The organism is Ferrovibrio sp., assembly GCF_029255545.1.
Taxonomy (GTDB): domain Bacteria; phylum Pseudomonadota; class Alphaproteobacteria; order Ferrovibrionales; family Ferrovibrionaceae; genus Ferrovibrio.
In genome coordinates this window covers 12,536-30,287 of the sequence record NZ_JANLJJ010000072.1, presented here as the reverse complement: position 1 = coordinate 30,287, position 17,752 = coordinate 12,536, and the positions used below count along the sequence as shown (strand labels likewise).

Here is a 17,752-nt window from a genome sequence, read left to right as displayed (position 1 = left end):
TGACGGCCAGCTCGCCGGAAGGCGCGCGCGACTTCCTGGTGCCCAGCCGCCTGCATCCGGGCCGCTTCTACGCCCTGCCGCAGGCGCCGCAGCAGTTCAAGCAGCTGATCATGGTGTCGGGCTTTGACCGCTATTTCCAGATCGCGCCCTGCTTCCGCGACGAAGACGCCCGCAAGGATCGCAGCCCGGGCGAGTTCTACCAGCTCGATGTCGAGATGAGCTTCGTCGAGCAGGACGACGTGTTCAACGCCGTCGGTCCGGTGATCCATGGCGTGTTCCAGGAATTCGCCAATGGCCGCGATTGCGGCCCGGTGGATTTCCCGCGCATCCCGTTCCGCGAGGCGATGCTGAAATACGGCTCCGACAAGCCGGACCTGCGCAATCCGATCATCCTCGCTGACGTGACCGAGGTGTTCCGCGGATCAAACTTCGGCGTGTTTGCCCGTAATATCGAAAACGGCGCTGTCGTGCGCGGCATTCCGGCGCCGGGCGCGGCCGGCCGCCCGCGCAGCTTCTTCGACAAGATGAACGACTGGGCGCGCCAGGAAGGCGCCGCCGGCCTGGGCTATATCATCTTCGACAATGGCGAGGCGAAAGGCCCGATCGCCAAGTTCCTCGATGCCGACCGCGTCGCGCTGCTGAAGAAGCTGGGCAACGTGAAGGACGGCGACGCCATCTTCTTCGCCTGCGACAAGGAGCTGCCGGCGGCCAAGCTGGCCGGCCAGGCCCGCATCCGCATCGGCGACGAACTGGATATCTGCGAGAAGAACGTCTTCAAGTTCTGCTGGATCGTCGACTTCCCGATGTTCGAGTATAACGAGGACGACAAGAAGGTCGATTTCAGCCACAACCCTTTCTCGATGCCGCAGGGCGGGCTGGAGGCGCTGAACAATCAGGATCCGCTGACCATCAACGCCTATCAGTACGACATCGTGTGTAACGGCGTGGAGCTGTCGTCGGGCGCGATCCGTAACCACAAGCCCGAGATCATGTACAAGGCCTTCGAGATCGCCGGTTATGGCCCGGAGGTGGTGGAAGGCAAGTTCGGCGGCATGCTGAACGCCTTCAAGTTCGGCGCGCCCCCCCATGGCGGCATCGCGCCGGGCATCGACCGCATCGTCATGCTGCTGGCCGACGAGCCGAATATCCGCGAGGTCGTGCTGTTCCCGATGAACCAGCAGGCCCAGGACCTGATGATGCAGGCGCCGAGCGAAGTGGCCATGAAGCAGCTGCGCGAGCTGCATATCCGCGTCGTCGCGCCCCAGGAGTCGAAAGACCCGGCGGACAAGAAATCCTGAACCATGTGAGGGCGACGCGGCCATGCTCGACAGCCTCGATTATGTCCGCTTCGCCCTCACGCTGTTCTCGATCCTCGATCCTTTCGCGGCGATCCCGTTATTCCTGCTGCTGACCGAAGGGCGCTCGGCCCGCGAACGCGCCGTCACCGCGCGCACGGCCGCCTTCGCCGTCTTCACCGTTCTGGTCGTTGCCGGCTTTTCCGGCGATCTGATCCTGCGCCTGCTCGGCGCCAGCCTGCCGGCCTTCCAGGTCGGCGGCGGCATCGTGCTGTTCCTGATGGCGCTCAGCATGATCAACGCCCAGCTCAGCCCCCAGCAGCAGACGCCGGAAGAGGAGGCGGAAGCCGCCGGCCGTTCCCCCGATGACAGGTCAGCGGTTGGTGTCGTGCCGATCGCCATGCCATTGCTGGTTGGCCCCGGCTCGATATCGGCGACGATTATCCAGATGGAGCGCGGCATAGGCTGGGAGCATAAGGGGGTAAGCGTCGCGGTTCTGGCGGTGATCTGCGCCGCGATCTGGCTGGTGCTCAAGCTCGCGGAGCCGATCGGCGAGCGGCTGGGCCGCACCGGCCTCAACATCCTCAACCGCATTTTCGGCTTGCTGCTGGCCGCCGTTGCGGTTCAAATCTTTGCCAATGGATTGCGTGGCCTGTTCCCCGCCCTGGGATGAGAGCCCGGCTTCAGTCCGTGTAACAAAGAGATCCGTGTAACAAAGAGAAAAGCCTCGCCATGCTGGATCCGGAAGCCAAAGCCCTGCTCGACGCCGTCAAGGCGGCCAATCGCCCGGATTACCCGTCGCTTGGCGCCGAGGGTGCCCGCAGGCTTTACAAGGATACCCGCGCGGCGGTGACGCCGCCGGCCCCTGAAGTGTCGGAGCTCGACAACATTGCCGCGCCCGGCCCGCATGGCCCCATTCCGCTGCGCTATTACCGGCCGGCGGGGGTCGACAAGAAGGAGCCGCTGCCGGCGCTGGTTTTCTACCATGGCGGCGGCTGGGTGATCGGCGATCTCGACACCCATGACGTGGCCTGCCGCACGCTGGCCAACGAGGCGCGCTGCGCAGTGATCTCGGTCGATTACCGCATGGGGCCGGAATACAAGTTTCCCTGCGCGGTGGACGATGCCTATGCGGCGCTGCTGTGGGTCGCCGAGGAGGCGAAACGCCTGCGGCTCGACCCGGAGCGCATCGCGGTTGGTGGCGATTCCGCCGGTGGCAATCTCGCCGCCGTGGTCTGCATCGCCGCGCGCGAGAAGATGAAGGCGGGCGAGGCCGGCGTGCCAAAGATCGCCTATCAGTTGCTGATCTATCCGGCCACCGACATGCATATGCAGACGGACTCGCATCGGCGCTATGCCGAGGACCACCTGCTCACCCGCGTGGCGATGGACTGGTTCCAGGACCAGTATCTGAACGGGCCGCAGGACCGTGACGACTGGCGCGCCTCGCCGGTCCGCGCCAAAAGCCTGGCTGGCTTGCCGCCGGCCTATGTGCTCGTCGCGGGGCACGACCCCCTGAGGGATGAAGGCGAGGCCTATGCCATGGCGCTGAAGAAAGCCGGCGTGCCGGTGGCCTTCCGCGAATTCCCCGGCCAGATCCACGGCTTCGTGGTGATGGGCAAGGCGATCCCGCAGGCCAACCAGGCGCTGGCCGAGATGGGCGTGGCGCTCAAGCTGGCATTCGGACAGGGGTAAAGGCGGGCAGGGGTAAGGGTTACTCCCGTCCCAGCACCAGCACCCAGAGCGCGCGGCGCAGGTCGGTTGGATCGGCGCGGGTATCGGCGCCGAGTTCGGTGACATTCGGATTGAGCAGGTTGCGGCGATGGCCGTCGCTGCCCAGCCACAGCCGCACCACGCCATCGGCATCGCAGGCGCAGACCGCCAGATTCTCCGCCGCCATGCGGAAGCCGTAGCCGATGCGGTTCAGCCGCCGCGCCAGGTCGCTGCCATCGCAGCCCTCATGGGCGATGCGGCCGCAGCTTTGCAGGTCGGCGGCATGGGCCGCCGCAGCCCTGGCCAGCCGGCCGTTCCAGGCCAGCGGCGCCAGGCCATGGGCCGCGCGGGCGGTATTCACGGCATGCAGCAGCTCGCTCTGCCAGACCGGGTCCATGGCGGCGGCCGGTCTGCCGAGCAGCAGCATGACGAGCAGGACGGCGGCGAGGCGCATGGCGGCAGGCTAACGGAAATGCCCCAGCCTTGAAACACGCCGGGGCCAGCAGACAATAAAATGCCCCGACAGCCTTCTGGCTGCCGGGGCGCTTCTCCTGGAGGAGAGAAGGCTTGGTTCGGCGGTGGTGCTTACGAGCAGCCCGTCGTGCCGCCGCAGCTGTCGCATTTCAGGCAGGTGCCGTTGCGCACCAGCGTGAAGTTGCCGCATTCGGGGCAGGCATCGCCCTCGTAGCCTTTCATGCGTGCCTCGGCGATGCGCTCCATGACCCGGGCATTGGCGCCGATCGGAGCCGTGACCTCGACATGGGTGTGGCTGTCGGCCGTGACATGCATCATCGGGCCCGCCATTGTCGGACCGTCTGTGCCGGTGGCCTGCATTTCGGCGACGGCGCCGCGATTCTGGCCGCCCTTCAGCACATAGAGGTTGGAGCGGATATAGCCGTTCGAGGCCACCTTGATGATCTCGTTCTCCACCTGCACGGTGGCCGGAGTCTGCTTGGCGCCCAGCGTATCGTGACGCAGGTCGTCGGGCTGCACATGGGCCAGGTCGGTGCGGCCGAGATAACTCACCGCCAGCTCACGGAAAACGTAGTCGAGCACCGAGGTCGACATCTTGATGACGTCGTTGCCTTCCACCATGCCCGAGGGCTCGAAGCGGGTGAAGGTGAAGGCATCGACGAATTCCTCCAGCGGCACGCCATACTGCAGGCCGATCGAGATGGCGATGGCGAAATTGTTCATCAGGCTGCGGAAGGCGGCGCCTTCCTTGTGCATGTCGATGAAGATCTCGCCCAGCTTGCCTTCGTCGTATTCGCCGGTGCGCAGATACACCTTGTGGCCACCGACCACGGCCTTCTGGGTATAGCCCTTGCGCCGCTGCGGCAGCTTCTGGCGACCGGCGATATGCTTCTCGACGATGCGTTCGGCGATGATCTGGGCGCGCGCCGCGGCCGGGGCTTCCGCCACCTGCTCGGCAACGGTCTCACCGATGGCATCCTCGACATCGTCTTCCAGCATCTGGGCCTGCAGCGGCTGCGACAGCTTGGAGCCGTCGCGATACAGCGCCATCGCCTTGCAGCCGAGTTTCCACGACAGCGTATAGGCCAGCTTGCAATCCTCGACGGTGGCGAGGTTGGGCATGTTGATGGTCTTGGAGATCGCGCCGGTGATGAACGGCTGGGCGGCAGCCATCATGCGGATATGGCTTTCGGCCGACAGGAAGCGCACGCCGTCCTTGCCGCAGGGATTGGCGCAGTCGAACACCGACAGGTGCATGTCGCGCAGGCCCGGCGCGCCTTCCACGGTCATCGAGCCGCAGCAATAGAGATTGGCGGCGGCGATCTCGGCGCTGCTGAAGCCCAGGGCCGACAGCAGGTCGAAACCCGGGTTGTCGAGCTGCGCATCGGTGAAGCCGAGGCTGCGGCAGAATTCGGCGCCGAGCGTCCAGCGGTTCAGCACGAATTTGATGTCGAAGGCGCCGCGCAGACCCTTTTCGGCCTGCGCGATCGCCGCGTCGGTGAAGCCTTTGGCCTTCAGCGTCTCGTGGTTGATGCCCGGCGCGCCGTCCAGCGTGCCATGGCCCACGGCATAGTCGATGATCGCCTTGATCTGGCCGTCATTGTAGCCCAGCGTCTTCAGCGCCAGCGGCACGGTGCGGTTGATGATCTTGAAATAGCCGCCGCCGGCCAGCTTCTTGAACTTCACCAGGGCGAAGTCGGGCTCGATGCCGGTGGTGTCGCAATCCATCACCAGGCCGATGGTGCCGGTCGGCGCGATCACGCTGACCTGCGCGTTGCGGAAGCCGTGCTGCTCGCCCAGTTCCAGCGCACGGTCCCAGGCCGCTTCGGCGGCCGTCAGCAGGGCCGCATCGGGGCAGCTGGCATGGTCCAGCGGCACCGGCATGGTGGACAGGCCCTCATAGCCGAAATGGTCGCCCTGCGCGGCGCGGCGATGGTTGCGGATCACGCGCAGCATGTTGTCGGCATTCGGCGCATAGCCAGGGAAGGTGCCCAGCTCGCCGGCCATCTCGGCCGAGGTGGCATAGGACACGCCGGTCATCAGCGCGGTGATGGCGCCGCACAGCGCGCGGCCCTGGTCGCTGTCATAGGAGAAGCCGCACGACATCAGCAGGGCGCCAAGATTGGCATAGCCCAGGCCCAGCGTGCGGAACTTGTACGAAAGCTCGGCGATTTCCCGGCTGGGGAACTGCGCCATCAGCACGCTGATCTCCAGCACCACGGTCCACAGCCGGGTGGCATGCTCGAAGCTCTCGATGTCGAACCTGCCGTCGGCCTGGCGGAAGCACATCAGGTTCATCGAGGCGAGATTGCACGCCGTGTCGTCGAGGAACATGTATTCCGAGCACGGGTTCGACGCATTGATGCGGCCATCGGCCGGGCAGGTATGCCAGTCGTTGATCGTGGTGTCGAACTGGATGCCCGGATCGGCCGAGGCCCAGGCGGCATAGCCGACGCGGTCCCACAGCTGGCGGGCCTTCAGCACTTTGGCCGGCTTGCCGTCGCCGCGACGGATCAGGTTCCACTCGCCGTCGGTTTCGACGGCACGCAGGAAGTCGTCGTTGACGCGCACCGAGTTGTTGGAATTCTGGCCCGAGACCGAGAGATAGGCATCCGAATCCCAGTCGGTGTCGTAGACCGGGAATTCGATTTCGGTATAGCCCTGCCTGGCGAACTGGATCACGCGCTGGATGTAGTTCTCCGGAATCATCGCCTTGCGGGCGGCGACGATCTCGCGGCGCAGCTGCGTATTCTTCTTGGCGTCGAAGCGGCTCTCACCGCTGCCGAGCTGGCAGGCGGCCATGATCGCGTTCAGATGCTTCTGCGACAGCTTGGAGCCGGCGACCAGCGCGGCCACCTTCTGCTCCTCGATCACCTTCCAGTCGATGAACTGCTCGATATCGGGATGGTCGATGTCGCAGATCACCATCTTGGCGGCGCGGCGCGTGGTGCCGCCCGATTTGATCGCGCCGGCGGCGCGGTCGCCGATCTTCAGGAAGCTCATCAGGCCCGACGACTTGCCGCCGCCCGACAGGCGCTCGTTCTCGCCGCGCAGGCGGCTGAAATTGCTGCCGGTGCCCGAGCCGTATTTGAACAGGCGCGCCTCGCGCACCCACAGGTCCATGATGCCGCCCTCGTTGACGAGGTCGTCCTGCACCGACTGGATGAAGCAGGCATGCGGCTGCGGATGCTCGTAGGCCGAGGCCGACTTGGTCAGCTGGCCAGTCTTGAAATCGACGTAGTAATGGCCCTGGGCGGGACCATCGATGCCATAGGCCCAGTGTAGGCCGGTATTGAACCATTGCGGCGAGTTCGGCGCGGCGATCTGGGCGGCCAGCATGAAGCGCATTTCGTCGAAGAAGGCGCTCGCATCCTCTTCGCTGTCGAAATAGCCGCCCTTCCAGCCCCAGTAGGCCCAGGTGCCGGCCAGGCGGTCGAACACCTCGCGGCCGCTGGTTTCCTGGGTGGTGCGGTCTTTCTCGGGCAGGGCCGCGAGGGCTTCCGTGTCGGCCTCGCGGCGCCACAGGAAAGCCGGCACATCGGATTCCTCGACCGCCTTCAGGGCGACGGGCACGCCGGCGCGGCGGAAATACTTCTGCGCCAGCACGTCGGCGGCCACCTGGCTCCAGCCGGCGGGCACTTCGAGCTGGTCGAGCTTGAACACCACGCTGCCATCCGGATTGCGGATTTCGCTGGTCGTGGTTTTCCACTCCAGCCCGGCGTAAGCGTCCTGACCTGCCACCGTGAAATGCCGCTGAATCCGCATTGTCGTAATCTCCCCGCCCGAACCTTAAGAAAAATCAGGATGTTGTGTTCTGGTTGGTACAGTGATTATCGGGCCAAAATCCCAACATCTGGTTACCGCAGACCGCAACGAGGGCTAAATCTAGGGGGCAACGGAGAATCTATCAAACGGGAAATCTTAATATATTTGGGGTAATTCATCTTATGTTCCCTTGACTGGATTTCGCCATATTTTGGCGTATGAGTATGACTCGTTGAGTTATTCAGGATTCGCAGATGCGCCGACTTTTCCTCGCCACCGTGATGATGATTGCCGCCCTCGCGACGGGGCTGGCTGCCGGCCCGAGTCTCGCCCAGGACAAGGGGGCGCGGGCCGCGGCCGAGAGGCTGATGACCACCATCGGGCTGGAGAAGCGGGTCGACATGGTGACCCAGCTTTACCTGAACTTCCTGCCCGCCAGCACGCCGGCCGAGCAGCAGCGCGCCGCCGACCTGCGCCAGCGCGCGCCCACGGCCGGGCCGCGCTTCCGTGGCGCCGTGGTGAATGCGGCGGCCCAGAGCTACAGCCGGTCGGAGCTGGAGGCGCTGGATGCCTATTTCGCCAGCGGCGAGGGGCAACGCCTGCTCACCACCGCCATCACCCGTGCGGTGCTGGGGCTGGGCCAGAAGGGCCAGGTGAAGGGCAGCGATATCCTCAAGCCCGAGGAACTGCCGCGCGACAACCCGGCCCTGCAGGCCGCCGCCGTCAAATACCCGGCTTTCGAGGGCAAGGCACGGGCCGAGCTGCAGCGTGAATTCGCCCAGGAAATCGCCCTGATTACCGCACGTTAGACGATTTTACCGCGACGGGCAGGGCTTGCCCTGCCAGGGCGGCAATGCCATAGTCCGGCCGAATTTCCAGCGGATTCCCGATGGCGGTTGGCCAGGGCGGAATTGGGCCAAGGGGAATTGAGACGGGGTTGCACAGCATGAGTCTGATCGGCACCAAGCTTTTTACCTGGTGGAAGGGCGAGGCCGTTGGCCGGGATACCTTCGGCAATCGGTATTTCCGCGCCAAGGATGGCAGCCGTAAGCGCTGGGTGATCTACCAGGGCAAGCCCGAGGCATCCAAGGTGCCGCCGGAATGGCATGCCTGGCTGCATTACACCACCGACGAGGCGCCGGTTCATGGCGTGCAGCACAAGCCCTGGGAAAAAGAGCATCTGCCGAATCTGAGCGGCACGCCCTACGCCTATCGTCCTGAGGGCAGCGTGGCCAGGAGCGGCCACCGTCCGGTGGCGACCGGCGACTACCAGGCCTGGCAGCCGGAATAAGCAGACAGGCGAGGGCAACATGAGTGGGAATCTGGTCGAGACGCTGATTGGCGCGGTGGTATTGCTGGTCGCCGGCTTCTTTCTGGCCTTTGCCTATTCGACCGGCGGCGTCGGCAGCGGCCGGGTTTCCGGCTATGAGCTGCAGGCGCGCTTCAATCGCGCCGATGGCTTGGTCATCGGCGGCGACGTGCGCCTGAGCGGCATCAAGATCGGCACCATCTCGGCGCAGAAGCTGGACCCCAAAACCTATGACGCGGTGATCACCTTCACGGTGGACAGCCGCTATCAGCTGCCCGAGGACACCGCGCTCAAGATCGCCTCCGAGGGCCTGCTGGGCGGCAATTACCTGTCGGTTGAGCCCGGCGGCAGCGACAAGATGCTGAGCCCCGGCAGCTTCGTGCAGTTCACCCAGGGATCGGTCAACCTGATGGATCTGATCGGCCAGGCGATTTTCAGCGCCACCGGCGCCGGCAACGGCAAGGACAAAGAGAAGGGTGGCGACGCCACGCTGAGCCCGCTGCCCAAGGCCAACTAAAGCCCGTGCATCGCCTGTTGCGTCGTCTTTCGTTGGTTGCCGCGCTGCTCACAGCGTCGGCCGCTTCCGCGCAGACTCCGGACAGCCAGCCGCAATATCCTTCCACGCCAATGCCGGTGGCGGTGCTGCAGGGTTTGGACAAGATCACCGCGCGCATCTACACCTTCGAGGCGCCGGTCGACCAGACCATCGGCTTCGGCACCCTGAAGGTGACGGTGCGGGTCTGTCGCAAGCGCCCGCCGGAATACCCGCCGGAAAGCGCCGCCTATATCGAGGTCGTCGAGCAGCGGCCGGAGCAGCAAGCGGTGAACCTGTTCCATGGCTGGATGTTTGCCTCCAGCCCTGGCCTCAATCCGCTGGAGCACCCGGTCTACGATGTCTGGGTGATCGACTGCAAAACCAGTTCCGGCGGCGCGTCCGGCGGCAGGCCATAGAAATCCGCCCGGCGCGGCAGCGCCTCGAACAGCAGTTCCAGATAGCGTTTCCGCGGTATCTCGATGGCGCCGAACTGTTTCAGGTGCGGCGTGACGAACTGCGTGTCCAGCAGCACGAAGCCGCCGGCGACCAGCCGGCCGACCAGATGCACCAGCGCGATCTTGGAGGCGTCGGTGGCGCGGCTGAACATGCTTTCGCCGAAGAATGCCGCGCCCAGCCGCACGCCATACAGGCCGCCGACCAATGCGCCCGCCGCGTCATAGCATTCCACGCTATGCGCGAAACCGAGCCGGTGCAGCGCGATATAGGCCTCGCGGATTGTCGCGTTGATCCAGGTGCTCTGGCGCTGCGGATGCTGCGTCGGTTCGGCGCAGGCCGCGATCACGGCCGGGAAATCGGCGTCGACCTTCACCGTATAAGGGGAGGATCGCACGCGACGGGCCAGCCTGTGCGGCAGGTGGAAGCCGTTGAGGGGGATAATCCCGCGCCGCTGCGGATAGACCCAGAAATAATCCGGGTCATCGGCGCTGTCCGCCATCGGGAAATAGCCGCGGGCATAGGCCTGCAGCAGCAATTCCGGCGTCAGCGGTTCGGGATGCGCGCTCATGGTCAGGAGCTAGTGCGCGTCCCGCCCGCGGTCAGCCCTGCCTGGCGATGAATTCTTCCAGCCAGTGGATGTCGTAGGCGCCGTTGACGAAATCCGGCTCGTTGATCAGGGCCAGATGCAGCGGGATGGTGGTTTCCAGGCCGCCGATCACATATTCCTCCAGCGAACGGCGCAGGCGCATCAGGCATTCGTTGCGGCTGGTGCCATGCACGATCAGCTTGCCGATCAGCGAGTCGTAATGCGGCGGGATCTGGTAGCCGGTATAGAGCGCTGAATCGACGCGCACGCCCAGGCCACCCGGCACATGGTAGTCGGTGACGCGGCCGGGCGAGGGCGCGAAGGTGCGCGGATTCTCGGCGTTGATGCGGCACTCGATGGCGTGGCCGTTGAACTTGATGTCGTCCTGCGTGTAGCCCAGCGGCGCGCCATTGGCGATGCGCAGCTGCTCACGCACCAGATCAAGGCCGGTGATCATCTCGGTCACCGGATGCTCCACCTGCAGGCGGGTGTTCATCTCGATGAAATAGAACTGCCCGTTCTCGAACAGGAATTCGATGGTGCCGGCGCCGCGATAGCCCAGCCTGGCGATGGCGCTGGAGGCGATCTTGCCGATCTGCTCGCGCTGGTCGGCATTCAGCGCTGGCGAGCGGGCCTCTTCCAGCACCTTCTGGTGGCGGCGCTGCAGCGAGCAGTCGCGTTCGCCCAGATGCACGGCATTGCCATGGCTGTCGCCAAAGATCTGCATCTCGATATGGCGCGGGCGGGCGAGATACTTCTCGACATAGACGGAATCGTTGCCGAAGGCGTTGCGCGCCTCGTTCTTGGCCTGCGCCAGCGCCGGGCCGAATTCGGCCGGCGAGCGCACCACCTTCATGCCGCGGCCTCCACCGCCGGCGGTGGCCTTGATCAGCACCGGATAGCCCATGTCGTCGGCGAGCTTGAGCCCCTGCGCCTCGGACTCGATGGCGCCTTCCGAACCCGGCACCACCGGCAGGCCGAGATCCTTGGCCACCTGCTTGGCCGTGATCTTGTCGCCCATCATCTTGATGTGCTCAGGAGTCGGGCCAATGAAGGTGATGCCATGCGCCTCGACGATCTCGGCGAATTTGGCATTCTCCGACAGGAAGCCGTAGCCGGGATGGATCGCATCGGCGCCGGTGATCTCGGCGGCGGCGATGATTGCCGGAATGTTGAGATAACTCTGCGCCGAGGGCGGCGGGCCGATGCAGACCGATTCATCGGCGATGCGCACATGCATGGCCTCGGCATCGGCAGTCGAATGCACCGCGACGGTGCGGATGCCCATCTCGCGGCAGGCGCGATGGATGCGGAGCGCGATCTCGCCGCGATTGGCGATCAGCACCTTGTCGAACATGGAGGCGACCGGCCCTTACTCGATGACCAGCAGGACCTGGCCGAATTCGACCGGCTGCTGGTTCTCGACCATGATGCGGGCAACGCGGCCGCCCTTGGGCGCAGTGATCGGGTTCATCGTCTTCATGGCTTCGACGATCAGCACGGTCTGGCCGGCATTGACGCTGTCGCCGACCTTCACGAAGGACGCGGCGCCGGGTTCGGGCGCGACATAGACGGTGCCGACCATCGGCGACTTCACCGCGCCGGGATGGCTGGCGAGATCGGCATCGGCCGAGGCCGGGGCGGCAGCGCCGCCGGCAACAGCGGCCGGCGCGGCGGCGTAGACCGGCGCGGCAACAGTCCCGCCTTTGGTGACCCGGACTTTCAGCGCGCCCTCGTTCCATTCGATCTCGGTCAGACCGGTCTCGTTGAGCAGGTCGGCGAGGTCGCGGATCATCTGCTGATCGATGCGGCTGCTGGCCGGTTTGGCGGCTTTATCCTTGGGCGCGGAGGCCATGCGCTACTCCTTGTGCAGGCAAATCACGTGAAACGGAAGGTTCAGGCAAGATCGGCCAGCGCTTCCAGCGCCAGCACGTATCCCTTCGGCCCGAGGCCGCAGATCACACCCTTCGCGGCGAGCGAAATATAGGAGTGATGGCGGAAGCTCTCGCGCCGGAAAATGTTGGACAGATGCACTTCGATCACCGGCTTCTCGGCGGCGTTGAGCGCATCGAGCAGGGCCACCGAAGTATGGGTATAGGCCCCGGCATTGATCACGATGCCATCGGCATGGGAACGGGCTTCCTGGATCCAGTCGACCAGTTCGCCTTCGTGGTTGCTCTGGCGGAACACGATGGCCAGGCCGAGCCGCCTTGCGGCCGCCTGGCAGAGCTTTTCGACATCGGCCAGGGTATCGCGGCCGTAAATTTCGGGTTGGCGCAGGCCAAGCATGTTCAGGTTCGGACCGTTCAGCACGTAAACCACCGGCGTGGAGGCCGCTGGCTTGGAGGCCTTGCCGCCCGACTTTTTCCGCTGCTGCGCCATGAGAATTGATCGCTCCGAATGACCGGCATTTGCCGTACACCATCGCACAGCCCCGGGCAACCCGTTGATCGGGCAGGGGACAGGGAACGTTCGTGTCTTGTTTCAGCTGATCCGGCGGATCCGCGCATGGAGTTTATGGCTTTCCGGCCCGGGCTGGCGCAGGGCGCGCCAGCGGACAAAGCCCTGTTAACCATATTTCTATTTCAGGGTGGGCGCGCTGCAGTTCCAGCACGCTTAACGCGTCTCTGATTGCATATGCCACGGATGAAGATACGCGCGCAGCAGTAGTGGGCGCGCGAAGGTTGAGAGAGCAGCCAGCGGGTCGAAGGTCATTCGATTTTTGACCGTTTCCTGAGCATTTTTCCCAAGCGTTACCTATAGACGCCAAGGTAGTAGTGCCTCGGAAATTTCGCGAAAATGCGGTGTTCACATAATTTGTAGTTGTTCTATGATGTCGTCATGGTTAATGCCGTGACGGAGCGAGTCGCACTCGCTCTCCTGTCAGCATCTTCCGCGGCGAACCAACATAGCAACAGGAAGAATCCGTCGTTGCTGCCGTCCCCGTTGAACCAGTCCGAAAAAACGGGCGTTCAGCGGGCGCCGGCGATTCTGCGGTTTGATACGCCGCGCGTCAGCCCCAGCACTTTTTCCGCATTGCAGGAAGGCGCGCGCCTGAGCGCCGTTCGCAAGGACGTGACGCTGGAAGAACGCAGCCGGCTGGAGGCCGAAATCCGCCGCCGTTTCCAGGTGATCGAGACCGGCGGCAGCCCGGGCAGCCCGGGCACGCCGGCATCCACGTCGACGACGACAATCACCGAAAGCCGGCTGGACGACGATGCGCTCGGCGCGCTGGGGGATCTGATCGAGCAATTCCGGCGCGGCAATAACGATGAGTCGTCGCGCTTCGTGCCGGCCCTGGCCCGCGACCTGCAACGCTTCAGCGCCAGGGTGGGCAGTGCGGAGGCGGGCGAGGCCCTGGCCGGCATCATCCGCCGCATCGAGAACAGCGTGATCGGCGAGGATGGCCTGCAATTCTCCGACCTGTTTCGCGACCCGGCCCTGTTTCTGAAGATTGCCGGCGGACTGGCGGAGTTTTCCGACGACACCAATCACCAGGCAGCGCATGCGTTGCGCGACGTGATCCTGCGGCTGGGCGACGGCCGGCTCTATGACGGCAATCCGCACAACGATTCGCTACAGGCGATCTCATCGGCCATCGACCGGTTGGGCGACGCGCTGGGCCATGGCCGAAATGACCACGATGGTCATGGCCATGGGCATGGTCACGATGGGGATGGCCATGGCGGGTATGATTATGGTGGCTATGGTCGCGGGGGCCGCGGCAACGAGGGCCATGGCAATGGGGGCCACGGCCATGGCGGGCATGACGGCGCGGGGAATGCGGTGGCGGCGCTGGAGGCGTTTCTCGATCGCATTGGCGGCGATCCGGCCGGCGGCATCAACCGTTATGCAACGCGCATTGCCGATATCCTCGACCAGACCCTGGATGACCTGCGCGGCGGCACGCTCGATTTGCAGGCGATCCGCCGGGTCCAGTCGGCGCTGGACGATGTGCGCAACCTGCAGGATGTCGCCGGCAATGCCGATGACCGGCTGCGCCAGCAGGCGGTCGAGGGACTGCAGGACATTCTCGACCAGTATGCCAGCACGACGACGCGGACCCAGACCGTGACCATTCCCGGCGAACCGGCCGTACCGCCGACGCCGGGCGAAAAGACCCTGGTCATCAACGAGGAGACCTCGCTGGCGGTGAAAACCGAAATCGCGCAGCGTGTCGTGACCATTTACCAGACTGCGCAGGAGCAGCTGAAGCCGCTGCACAAGCTGAGCGAACCGCCGCCGCCAGTGCCGAATTTGCAGGTGCTGGTGACGCCGCAGCCATCCGAGGATGACGAAAAGCGGCGCAACCGCTTCCGCATTGGCGGCGACGAGGACAGTAACGGCTTTGGGCGTGGTTTGCGCGACGATGACGATGAGGCCGGCAACAGCCTGATTCCTACGCTGCCCGGGTATGGCCGGTCAGGTTACGGAGGCACGTCCCTCGGTTCAGGCCGTTACCTGGACAGCACGGTCTGATCCTCGGCGACCGGTCCGTTGCCGGGAGGCGATTGCCAAGCCGGTCTTTGCCGGCTAAGTCGGTGGCATGACCGCCGCGACATCTCCCCTGCAGCCCCGCCTGCATGCCGAAATCAATCCCGTCACGCCGTTCCAGCAGAACTGCACGCTGATCTGGTGCCCGGAGACCATGCGCGGGGCGCTGGTCGATGCCGGCGGCGAGCCGCAGCAGTTGCTGGCCGCGGCCGAACGGCAGGGCGTGACGCTGGAAAAACTGCTGGTGACCCACGGTCATCTTGATCATGCCGGGGCGGTGAAGGATATCGCCGAGCAGCTCAACCTGCCGATCGAGGGGCCGCACCGCGACGATGCCTTCTGGATCGAGGGCATGCCGCAAGCGGCACGGCAATACGGGTTCCCGCCCACGCGCAGCTTCACGCCCGACCGCTGGCTGGAGAATGGCGACACGGTGACGGTGGGCAATCTGGTGCTCGACGTCTATCACTGCCCCGGCCATACGCCGGGCCATGTGGTCTTCGTGCATGCGCCCTCGCGCGTGGCATTGGTGGGCGACGTGCTGTTCCAGGGCTCGATCGGCCGCACGGATTTCCCGCGCGGCAACCATGCCGACCTGATCCACTCGATCCGCGAGCGCCTGTTCCCGCTCGGCGACGACATCACCTTCGTGCCGGGCCACGGTCCGCTCTCCACCTTCGGGCAGGAGCGGGCCAGCAATCCCTATGTCTCGGATCGCGCGCTCGGGATCGGCTAAGCAAGGCCTCCGCTTACCGCCAGTGTGGCGGCAGGGTCTTCTCCACGATGGGCAGGGCCCGCATGCGCCGTTCCCAGGCCGCCATCTTCGGCGGGATCAGATCGGCCGGCACGGTACCGGGCTTGCGGGTTTCGATACGGCCGAGCATGGCGACGCTGGGATAGAGCGTGAAATCGGCCGCCGATGGTACCGCGCCGCCCAGCCAGTCGCCGCTCAGCGCCGTCTCCCAGTATTGGAATTCCCCGCGCAATTCTTCGAGGGCTTTGGCGGTACGCTCGGCGGCATCGGGCGCATCGGCCTGGTAGAGCAGCGGCAGTACCAGATGCTCGACGGCCTCGACGAAATGGTTGTCGATCTCGCGGATCATGCGGCGCTGGATGGCGCGCTGGCGGATATCGGCCGGAAACAGCGTGGGGCCTTCCGGCCAGCGTTCAGCGATGTATTCGACGATGGCATTCGATTCGAAGATGGCGAAGCCGTCATCCACCAGGGCCGGCACTTCGCCGCGTGGATTGATCGCCAGATAATCCGGCGTCTTGTGCTCACGCTTGTCGAAGGAGAGGACCTTCAGGTCGTAGCTCAGACCCTTGTGTTCCAGCGCCAGCCAGACCCGCCAGGCAAAAGGTGAACCCGAACCGTAATAGAATGTGAGCGCCATGATCCCCTCCCATGTGATGGCTGCGGCAGCATAGCCAAGCTAGCGGCGCGGGAGAGAATATCAACGTGACGGCGGTCACATGGGGCGGTCACATGGCGGCCGCAGTCTCGGCCCGTCGCTTGAGCGCGGCGTTCATCGCCTCGAAGCCGGCGCGGGTGGAGTCCTGCGCGCGGGCGCCGAAAATCAGCGGCACCAGCAGGCCGGAAAATGTCTCGCCATGGCGGAACCGGGTGCGTGCCCCGCCATCAAGCGGTTCGAGCCGGAAGCGGTGCTCGCCGTCGAACAGGCCGGGCAGCAGCAGATGGCCAAGCCAGCGCAGCTCGCGCTCCGGTTCAACCGCCTGCAGGCGGGGGCGGAAGGTCATGCCCCGGCTGCCCGGCGGAACGATGCGCACCCGCAGGCGCGCGCCGGGTTCCAGCGGGCCGGCGATTTCCGGCATGAAGGGGTTCCATGTGCCATAGGCGGCAAAGTCGGCCAGCACGGCCCAAACCCGGGCCGGCGGCGCATCGATCAGGATTTCGGTGTCAATCGCCATGCCGGCATGGTGCGGTAGCCGGCATGGCGATGCAAGCCGGCCCGCGTTACGGGCCGGTATATTTCACCACCGTCTGGTCGATGGCGCCGAAGATCGACTGGCCGGCGGCATCGAACATCTCGATCCGCACATGATCGCCGAACTTCATGAACGGCGTCTTCGGCTTGCCCTCGCTGATCGTCTCGATCATGCGGATCTCGGCCAGGCAGGAGAAGCCCTTGCTGGCGTCGCGGTTCGACACCGTACCCGAGCCGACGATGCAGCCGGCCTTCAGGTTGCGCGTCTTCGCCGCATGGGCGATGAGGTCGGCGAGGCTGAACTGCATGTCGGCGCCGGCATCGGGTTCGCCGAATTTCCGGCCGTTCAGATGGGTCACCAGCGGGCGGCAGATTTTCGCATCCCGCCAGGCGTCGCCCAGCTCGTCGGGCGTGACGGCCACCGGCGAGAAAGCGGTGCTTGGCTTGCCGTGGAAGAAGCCAAAGCCCTTGGCCAGTTCTGCCGGGATCAGGTTGCGCATGGACACGTCGTTGACCAGCATCAGCAGGCGGATCTGCGTCGCGGCCTGGGCTGACGACGAGCCCATGGCCACGTCGCCGGTGATGGCGGCAACCTCGCCCTCGAAATCGATGCCATAGGCCTCGTCGGCCACCGGAATGTCGGCGGTGGGGGCTAAGAAGTCATCCGAGCCGCCCTGGTACATCAGCGGATCGTGCAGGAATTCCGGCGGCATCGTAGCATTGCGCGCCTTGCGCACCAGCTCGACATGGTTGAGGTAGGCCGAGCCGTCGCACCATTGATAGGCGCGCGGCAGCGGCGAGGCGAGCTTGTCCGCATCGAAGGCGATGGCGCCCGAGGCCTCGCCCTTGTTCAGCGCGTCAGACACGGCCTGCAGCTTCGGCGCCGCGACGGCCCATGAATCAAGGGCCATCTGCAGGGTCGGCATCAGCTGGTCAACCGGCAGCATGGTTTTCAGGTCGCGGCTGACCACGCAGAGACGGCCGTCGCGGCCATGCCGCAGCGAGGCGAGTTTCATCGCAAATTACTCCCAGAGATCCGAAACGTTTATTCTGCAGCCTGGCGGAAGCCTTCCGGATTCCAGGTGCCGACATAGCCCTTGAACTCGACGCTTTCGGCGGCGGGTGCGAGGTCCAGCGCATCGCGGGTATCCAGCATCACCGCCACCTCGTCGGTTTCCT

18 protein-coding genes are annotated in these 17,752 nt (G+C 65.1%); 9 read left to right on the top strand and 9 right to left on the bottom strand.

What is annotated here, in order from left to right; all coding sequences use genetic code 11:
- The 3 genes from aspS to Q1J79_RS14350 form a co-directional block, all read left to right on the top strand.
- A partial coding sequence (gene aspS / locus Q1J79_RS14360) for an aspartate--tRNA ligase (protein ID WP_300301603.1) occupies positions 1–1,298 on the top strand: 1,298 nt, incomplete at its 5' end.
- Between the two features lie 22 nt (positions 1,299–1,320).
- Positions 1,321–1,968, top strand: coding sequence for a MarC family protein (locus tag Q1J79_RS14355; protein WP_300301601.1), 648 nt, complete (start codon positions 1,321–1,323; stop codon positions 1,966–1,968).
- A gap of 59 nt (positions 1,969–2,027) precedes the next feature.
- The gene (locus tag Q1J79_RS14350; RefSeq protein ID WP_300301599.1) at positions 2,028–2,990 is read left to right on the top strand and encodes an alpha/beta hydrolase; all 963 of its coding nucleotides are present in this window, start codon (positions 2,028–2,030) and stop codon (positions 2,988–2,990) included.
- A gap of 19 nt (positions 2,991–3,009) precedes the next feature.
- Here the strand turns inward: Q1J79_RS14350 and Q1J79_RS14345 are convergent, their stop codons facing one another.
- Both Q1J79_RS14345 and Q1J79_RS14340 read right to left on the bottom strand, forming a co-directional pair.
- Entirely contained in the window at positions 3,010–3,462 is a 453-nt protein-coding gene (locus Q1J79_RS14345) for a CAP domain-containing protein (RefSeq protein WP_300301597.1), read from the bottom strand.
- 131 nt (positions 3,463–3,593) lie between these two features.
- A complete protein-coding gene (locus tag Q1J79_RS14340; RefSeq protein WP_300301595.1) occupies positions 3,594–7,247 on the bottom strand; it encodes a vitamin B12-dependent ribonucleotide reductase in 3,654 nt (1,217 codons plus the stop codon).
- Between the two features lie 254 nt (positions 7,248–7,501).
- Here Q1J79_RS14340 and Q1J79_RS14335 point away from each other — a divergent pair, with 254 nt between their 5' ends.
- The 4 genes from Q1J79_RS14335 (at position 7,502) to Q1J79_RS14320 (ending at position 9,507) form a co-directional block, all read left to right on the top strand.
- The gene (locus tag Q1J79_RS14335; RefSeq protein ID WP_300301593.1) at positions 7,502–8,056 is read left to right on the top strand and encodes a hypothetical protein; all 555 of its coding nucleotides are present in this window, start codon (positions 7,502–7,504) and stop codon (positions 8,054–8,056) included.
- A 137-nt stretch (positions 8,057–8,193) separates the two neighbouring features.
- Positions 8,194–8,538 (top strand): NADH:ubiquinone oxidoreductase subunit NDUFA12, encoded by a 345-nt coding sequence (locus Q1J79_RS14330; RefSeq protein WP_300301591.1) that lies wholly within the window; start codon positions 8,194–8,196, stop codon positions 8,536–8,538.
- 19 nt (positions 8,539–8,557) lie between these two features.
- Positions 8,558–9,073 carry an outer membrane lipid asymmetry maintenance protein MlaD gene (gene mlaD / locus Q1J79_RS14325; RefSeq protein ID WP_300301588.1) on the top strand — a complete coding sequence of 172 codons (516 nt, stop codon included), beginning with the start codon at positions 8,558–8,560 and terminating at the stop codon, positions 9,071–9,073.
- Positions 9,074–9,090: 17 nt separating this feature from the next.
- Positions 9,091–9,507: a DUF2155 domain-containing protein gene (locus tag Q1J79_RS14320; RefSeq protein ID WP_300301586.1), complete on the top strand. Its 417-nt coding sequence runs from the start codon at positions 9,091–9,093 to the stop codon at positions 9,505–9,507.
- On the opposite strand, the gene aat is transcribed toward Q1J79_RS14320, so the two are convergent.
- The 4 genes from aat to aroQ are packed head-to-tail and all read right to left on the bottom strand — an operon-like array spanning position 9,444 to position 12,515.
- A complete protein-coding gene (aat, locus tag Q1J79_RS14315; protein WP_300301584.1) occupies positions 9,444–10,115 on the bottom strand; it encodes a leucyl/phenylalanyl-tRNA--protein transferase in 672 nt (223 codons plus the stop codon). The genes Q1J79_RS14320 and aat overlap by 64 nt on opposite strands.
- 31 nt (positions 10,116–10,146) lie before the next feature.
- A complete protein-coding gene (gene accC / locus Q1J79_RS14310; RefSeq protein ID WP_300301582.1) occupies positions 10,147–11,490 on the bottom strand; it encodes an acetyl-CoA carboxylase biotin carboxylase subunit in 1,344 nt (447 codons plus the stop codon).
- A 15-nt stretch (positions 11,491–11,505) separates the two neighbouring features.
- A complete protein-coding gene (gene accB / locus Q1J79_RS14305; protein ID WP_300301580.1) occupies positions 11,506–11,988 on the bottom strand; it encodes an acetyl-CoA carboxylase biotin carboxyl carrier protein in 483 nt (160 codons plus the stop codon).
- Positions 11,989–12,029: 41 nt separating this feature from the next.
- A complete protein-coding gene (gene aroQ / locus Q1J79_RS14300; protein WP_300301578.1) occupies positions 12,030–12,515 on the bottom strand; it encodes a type II 3-dehydroquinate dehydratase in 486 nt (161 codons plus the stop codon).
- Between the two features lie 549 nt (positions 12,516–13,064).
- Between aroQ and Q1J79_RS14295 the strand changes: the two genes are divergently transcribed.
- Positions 13,065–14,612: a hypothetical protein gene (locus tag Q1J79_RS14295; protein WP_300301575.1), complete on the top strand. Its 1,548-nt coding sequence runs from the start codon at positions 13,065–13,067 to the stop codon at positions 14,610–14,612.
- 67 nt (positions 14,613–14,679) lie between these two features.
- Complete coding sequence (locus Q1J79_RS14290) at positions 14,680–15,363, top strand: MBL fold metallo-hydrolase (protein ID WP_300301573.1); 684 nt, start codon at positions 14,680–14,682, stop codon at positions 15,361–15,363.
- Between the two features lie 13 nt (positions 15,364–15,376).
- On the opposite strand, the gene Q1J79_RS14285 is transcribed toward Q1J79_RS14290, so the two are convergent.
- The 3 genes from Q1J79_RS14285 to Q1J79_RS14275 all read right to left on the bottom strand — a co-directional run bounded on the left by Q1J79_RS14285 (position 15,377) and on the right by Q1J79_RS14275 (position 17,589).
- Positions 15,377–16,021, bottom strand: a complete 645-nt coding sequence (locus tag Q1J79_RS14285; protein WP_300301571.1) for a glutathione S-transferase family protein — start codon at positions 16,019–16,021, stop codon at positions 15,377–15,379.
- Positions 16,022–16,109: 88 nt separating this feature from the next.
- Positions 16,110–16,556, bottom strand: a complete 447-nt coding sequence (locus Q1J79_RS14280) for an SRPBCC domain-containing protein (RefSeq protein ID WP_300301569.1) — start codon at positions 16,554–16,556, stop codon at positions 16,110–16,112.
- A 46-nt stretch (positions 16,557–16,602) separates the two neighbouring features.
- The gene (locus Q1J79_RS14275) at positions 16,603–17,589 is read right to left on the bottom strand and encodes a fumarylacetoacetate hydrolase family protein (RefSeq protein ID WP_300301566.1); all 987 of its coding nucleotides are present in this window, start codon (positions 17,587–17,589) and stop codon (positions 16,603–16,605) included.
- Positions 17,590–17,752 lie beyond the last annotated feature (163 nt).

Coding starts and splice junctions, on each gene's coding strand:
- Q1J79_RS14275 (WP_300301566.1), bottom strand. CDS start 17,589: ATGAAACTCGCCTCGCTGCGGCATGGCCGCGACGGCCGTCTCTGCGTG.
- mlaD (WP_300301588.1), top strand. CDS start 8,558: ATGAGTGGGAATCTGGTCGAGACGCTGATTGGCGCGGTGGTATTGCTG.
- Q1J79_RS14350 (WP_300301599.1), top strand. CDS start 2,028: ATGCTGGATCCGGAAGCCAAAGCCCTGCTCGACGCCGTCAAGGCGGCC.
- accB (WP_300301580.1), bottom strand. CDS start 11,988: ATGGCCTCCGCGCCCAAGGATAAAGCCGCCAAACCGGCCAGCAGCCGC.
- Q1J79_RS14290 (WP_300301573.1), top strand. CDS start 14,680: ATGACCGCCGCGACATCTCCCCTGCAGCCCCGCCTGCATGCCGAAATC.
- Q1J79_RS14285 (WP_300301571.1), bottom strand. CDS start 16,021: ATGGCGCTCACATTCTATTACGGTTCGGGTTCACCTTTTGCCTGGCGG.
- aroQ (WP_300301578.1), bottom strand. CDS start 12,515: ATGGCGCAGCAGCGGAAAAAGTCGGGCGGCAAGGCCTCCAAGCCAGCG.
- Q1J79_RS14330 (WP_300301591.1), top strand. CDS start 8,194: ATGAGTCTGATCGGCACCAAGCTTTTTACCTGGTGGAAGGGCGAGGCC.
- accC (WP_300301582.1), bottom strand. CDS start 11,490: ATGTTCGACAAGGTGCTGATCGCCAATCGCGGCGAGATCGCGCTCCGC.
- Q1J79_RS14280 (WP_300301569.1), bottom strand. CDS start 16,556: ATGGCGATTGACACCGAAATCCTGATCGATGCGCCGCCGGCCCGGGTT.
- Q1J79_RS14335 (WP_300301593.1), top strand. CDS start 7,502: ATGCGCCGACTTTTCCTCGCCACCGTGATGATGATTGCCGCCCTCGCG.
- aat (WP_300301584.1), bottom strand. CDS start 10,115: ATGAGCGCGCATCCCGAACCGCTGACGCCGGAATTGCTGCTGCAGGCC.
- Q1J79_RS14345 (WP_300301597.1), bottom strand. CDS start 3,462: ATGCGCCTCGCCGCCGTCCTGCTCGTCATGCTGCTGCTCGGCAGACCG.
- Q1J79_RS14340 (WP_300301595.1), bottom strand. CDS start 7,247: ATGCGGATTCAGCGGCATTTCACGGTGGCAGGTCAGGACGCTTACGCC.
- Q1J79_RS14355 (WP_300301601.1), top strand. CDS start 1,321: ATGCTCGACAGCCTCGATTATGTCCGCTTCGCCCTCACGCTGTTCTCG.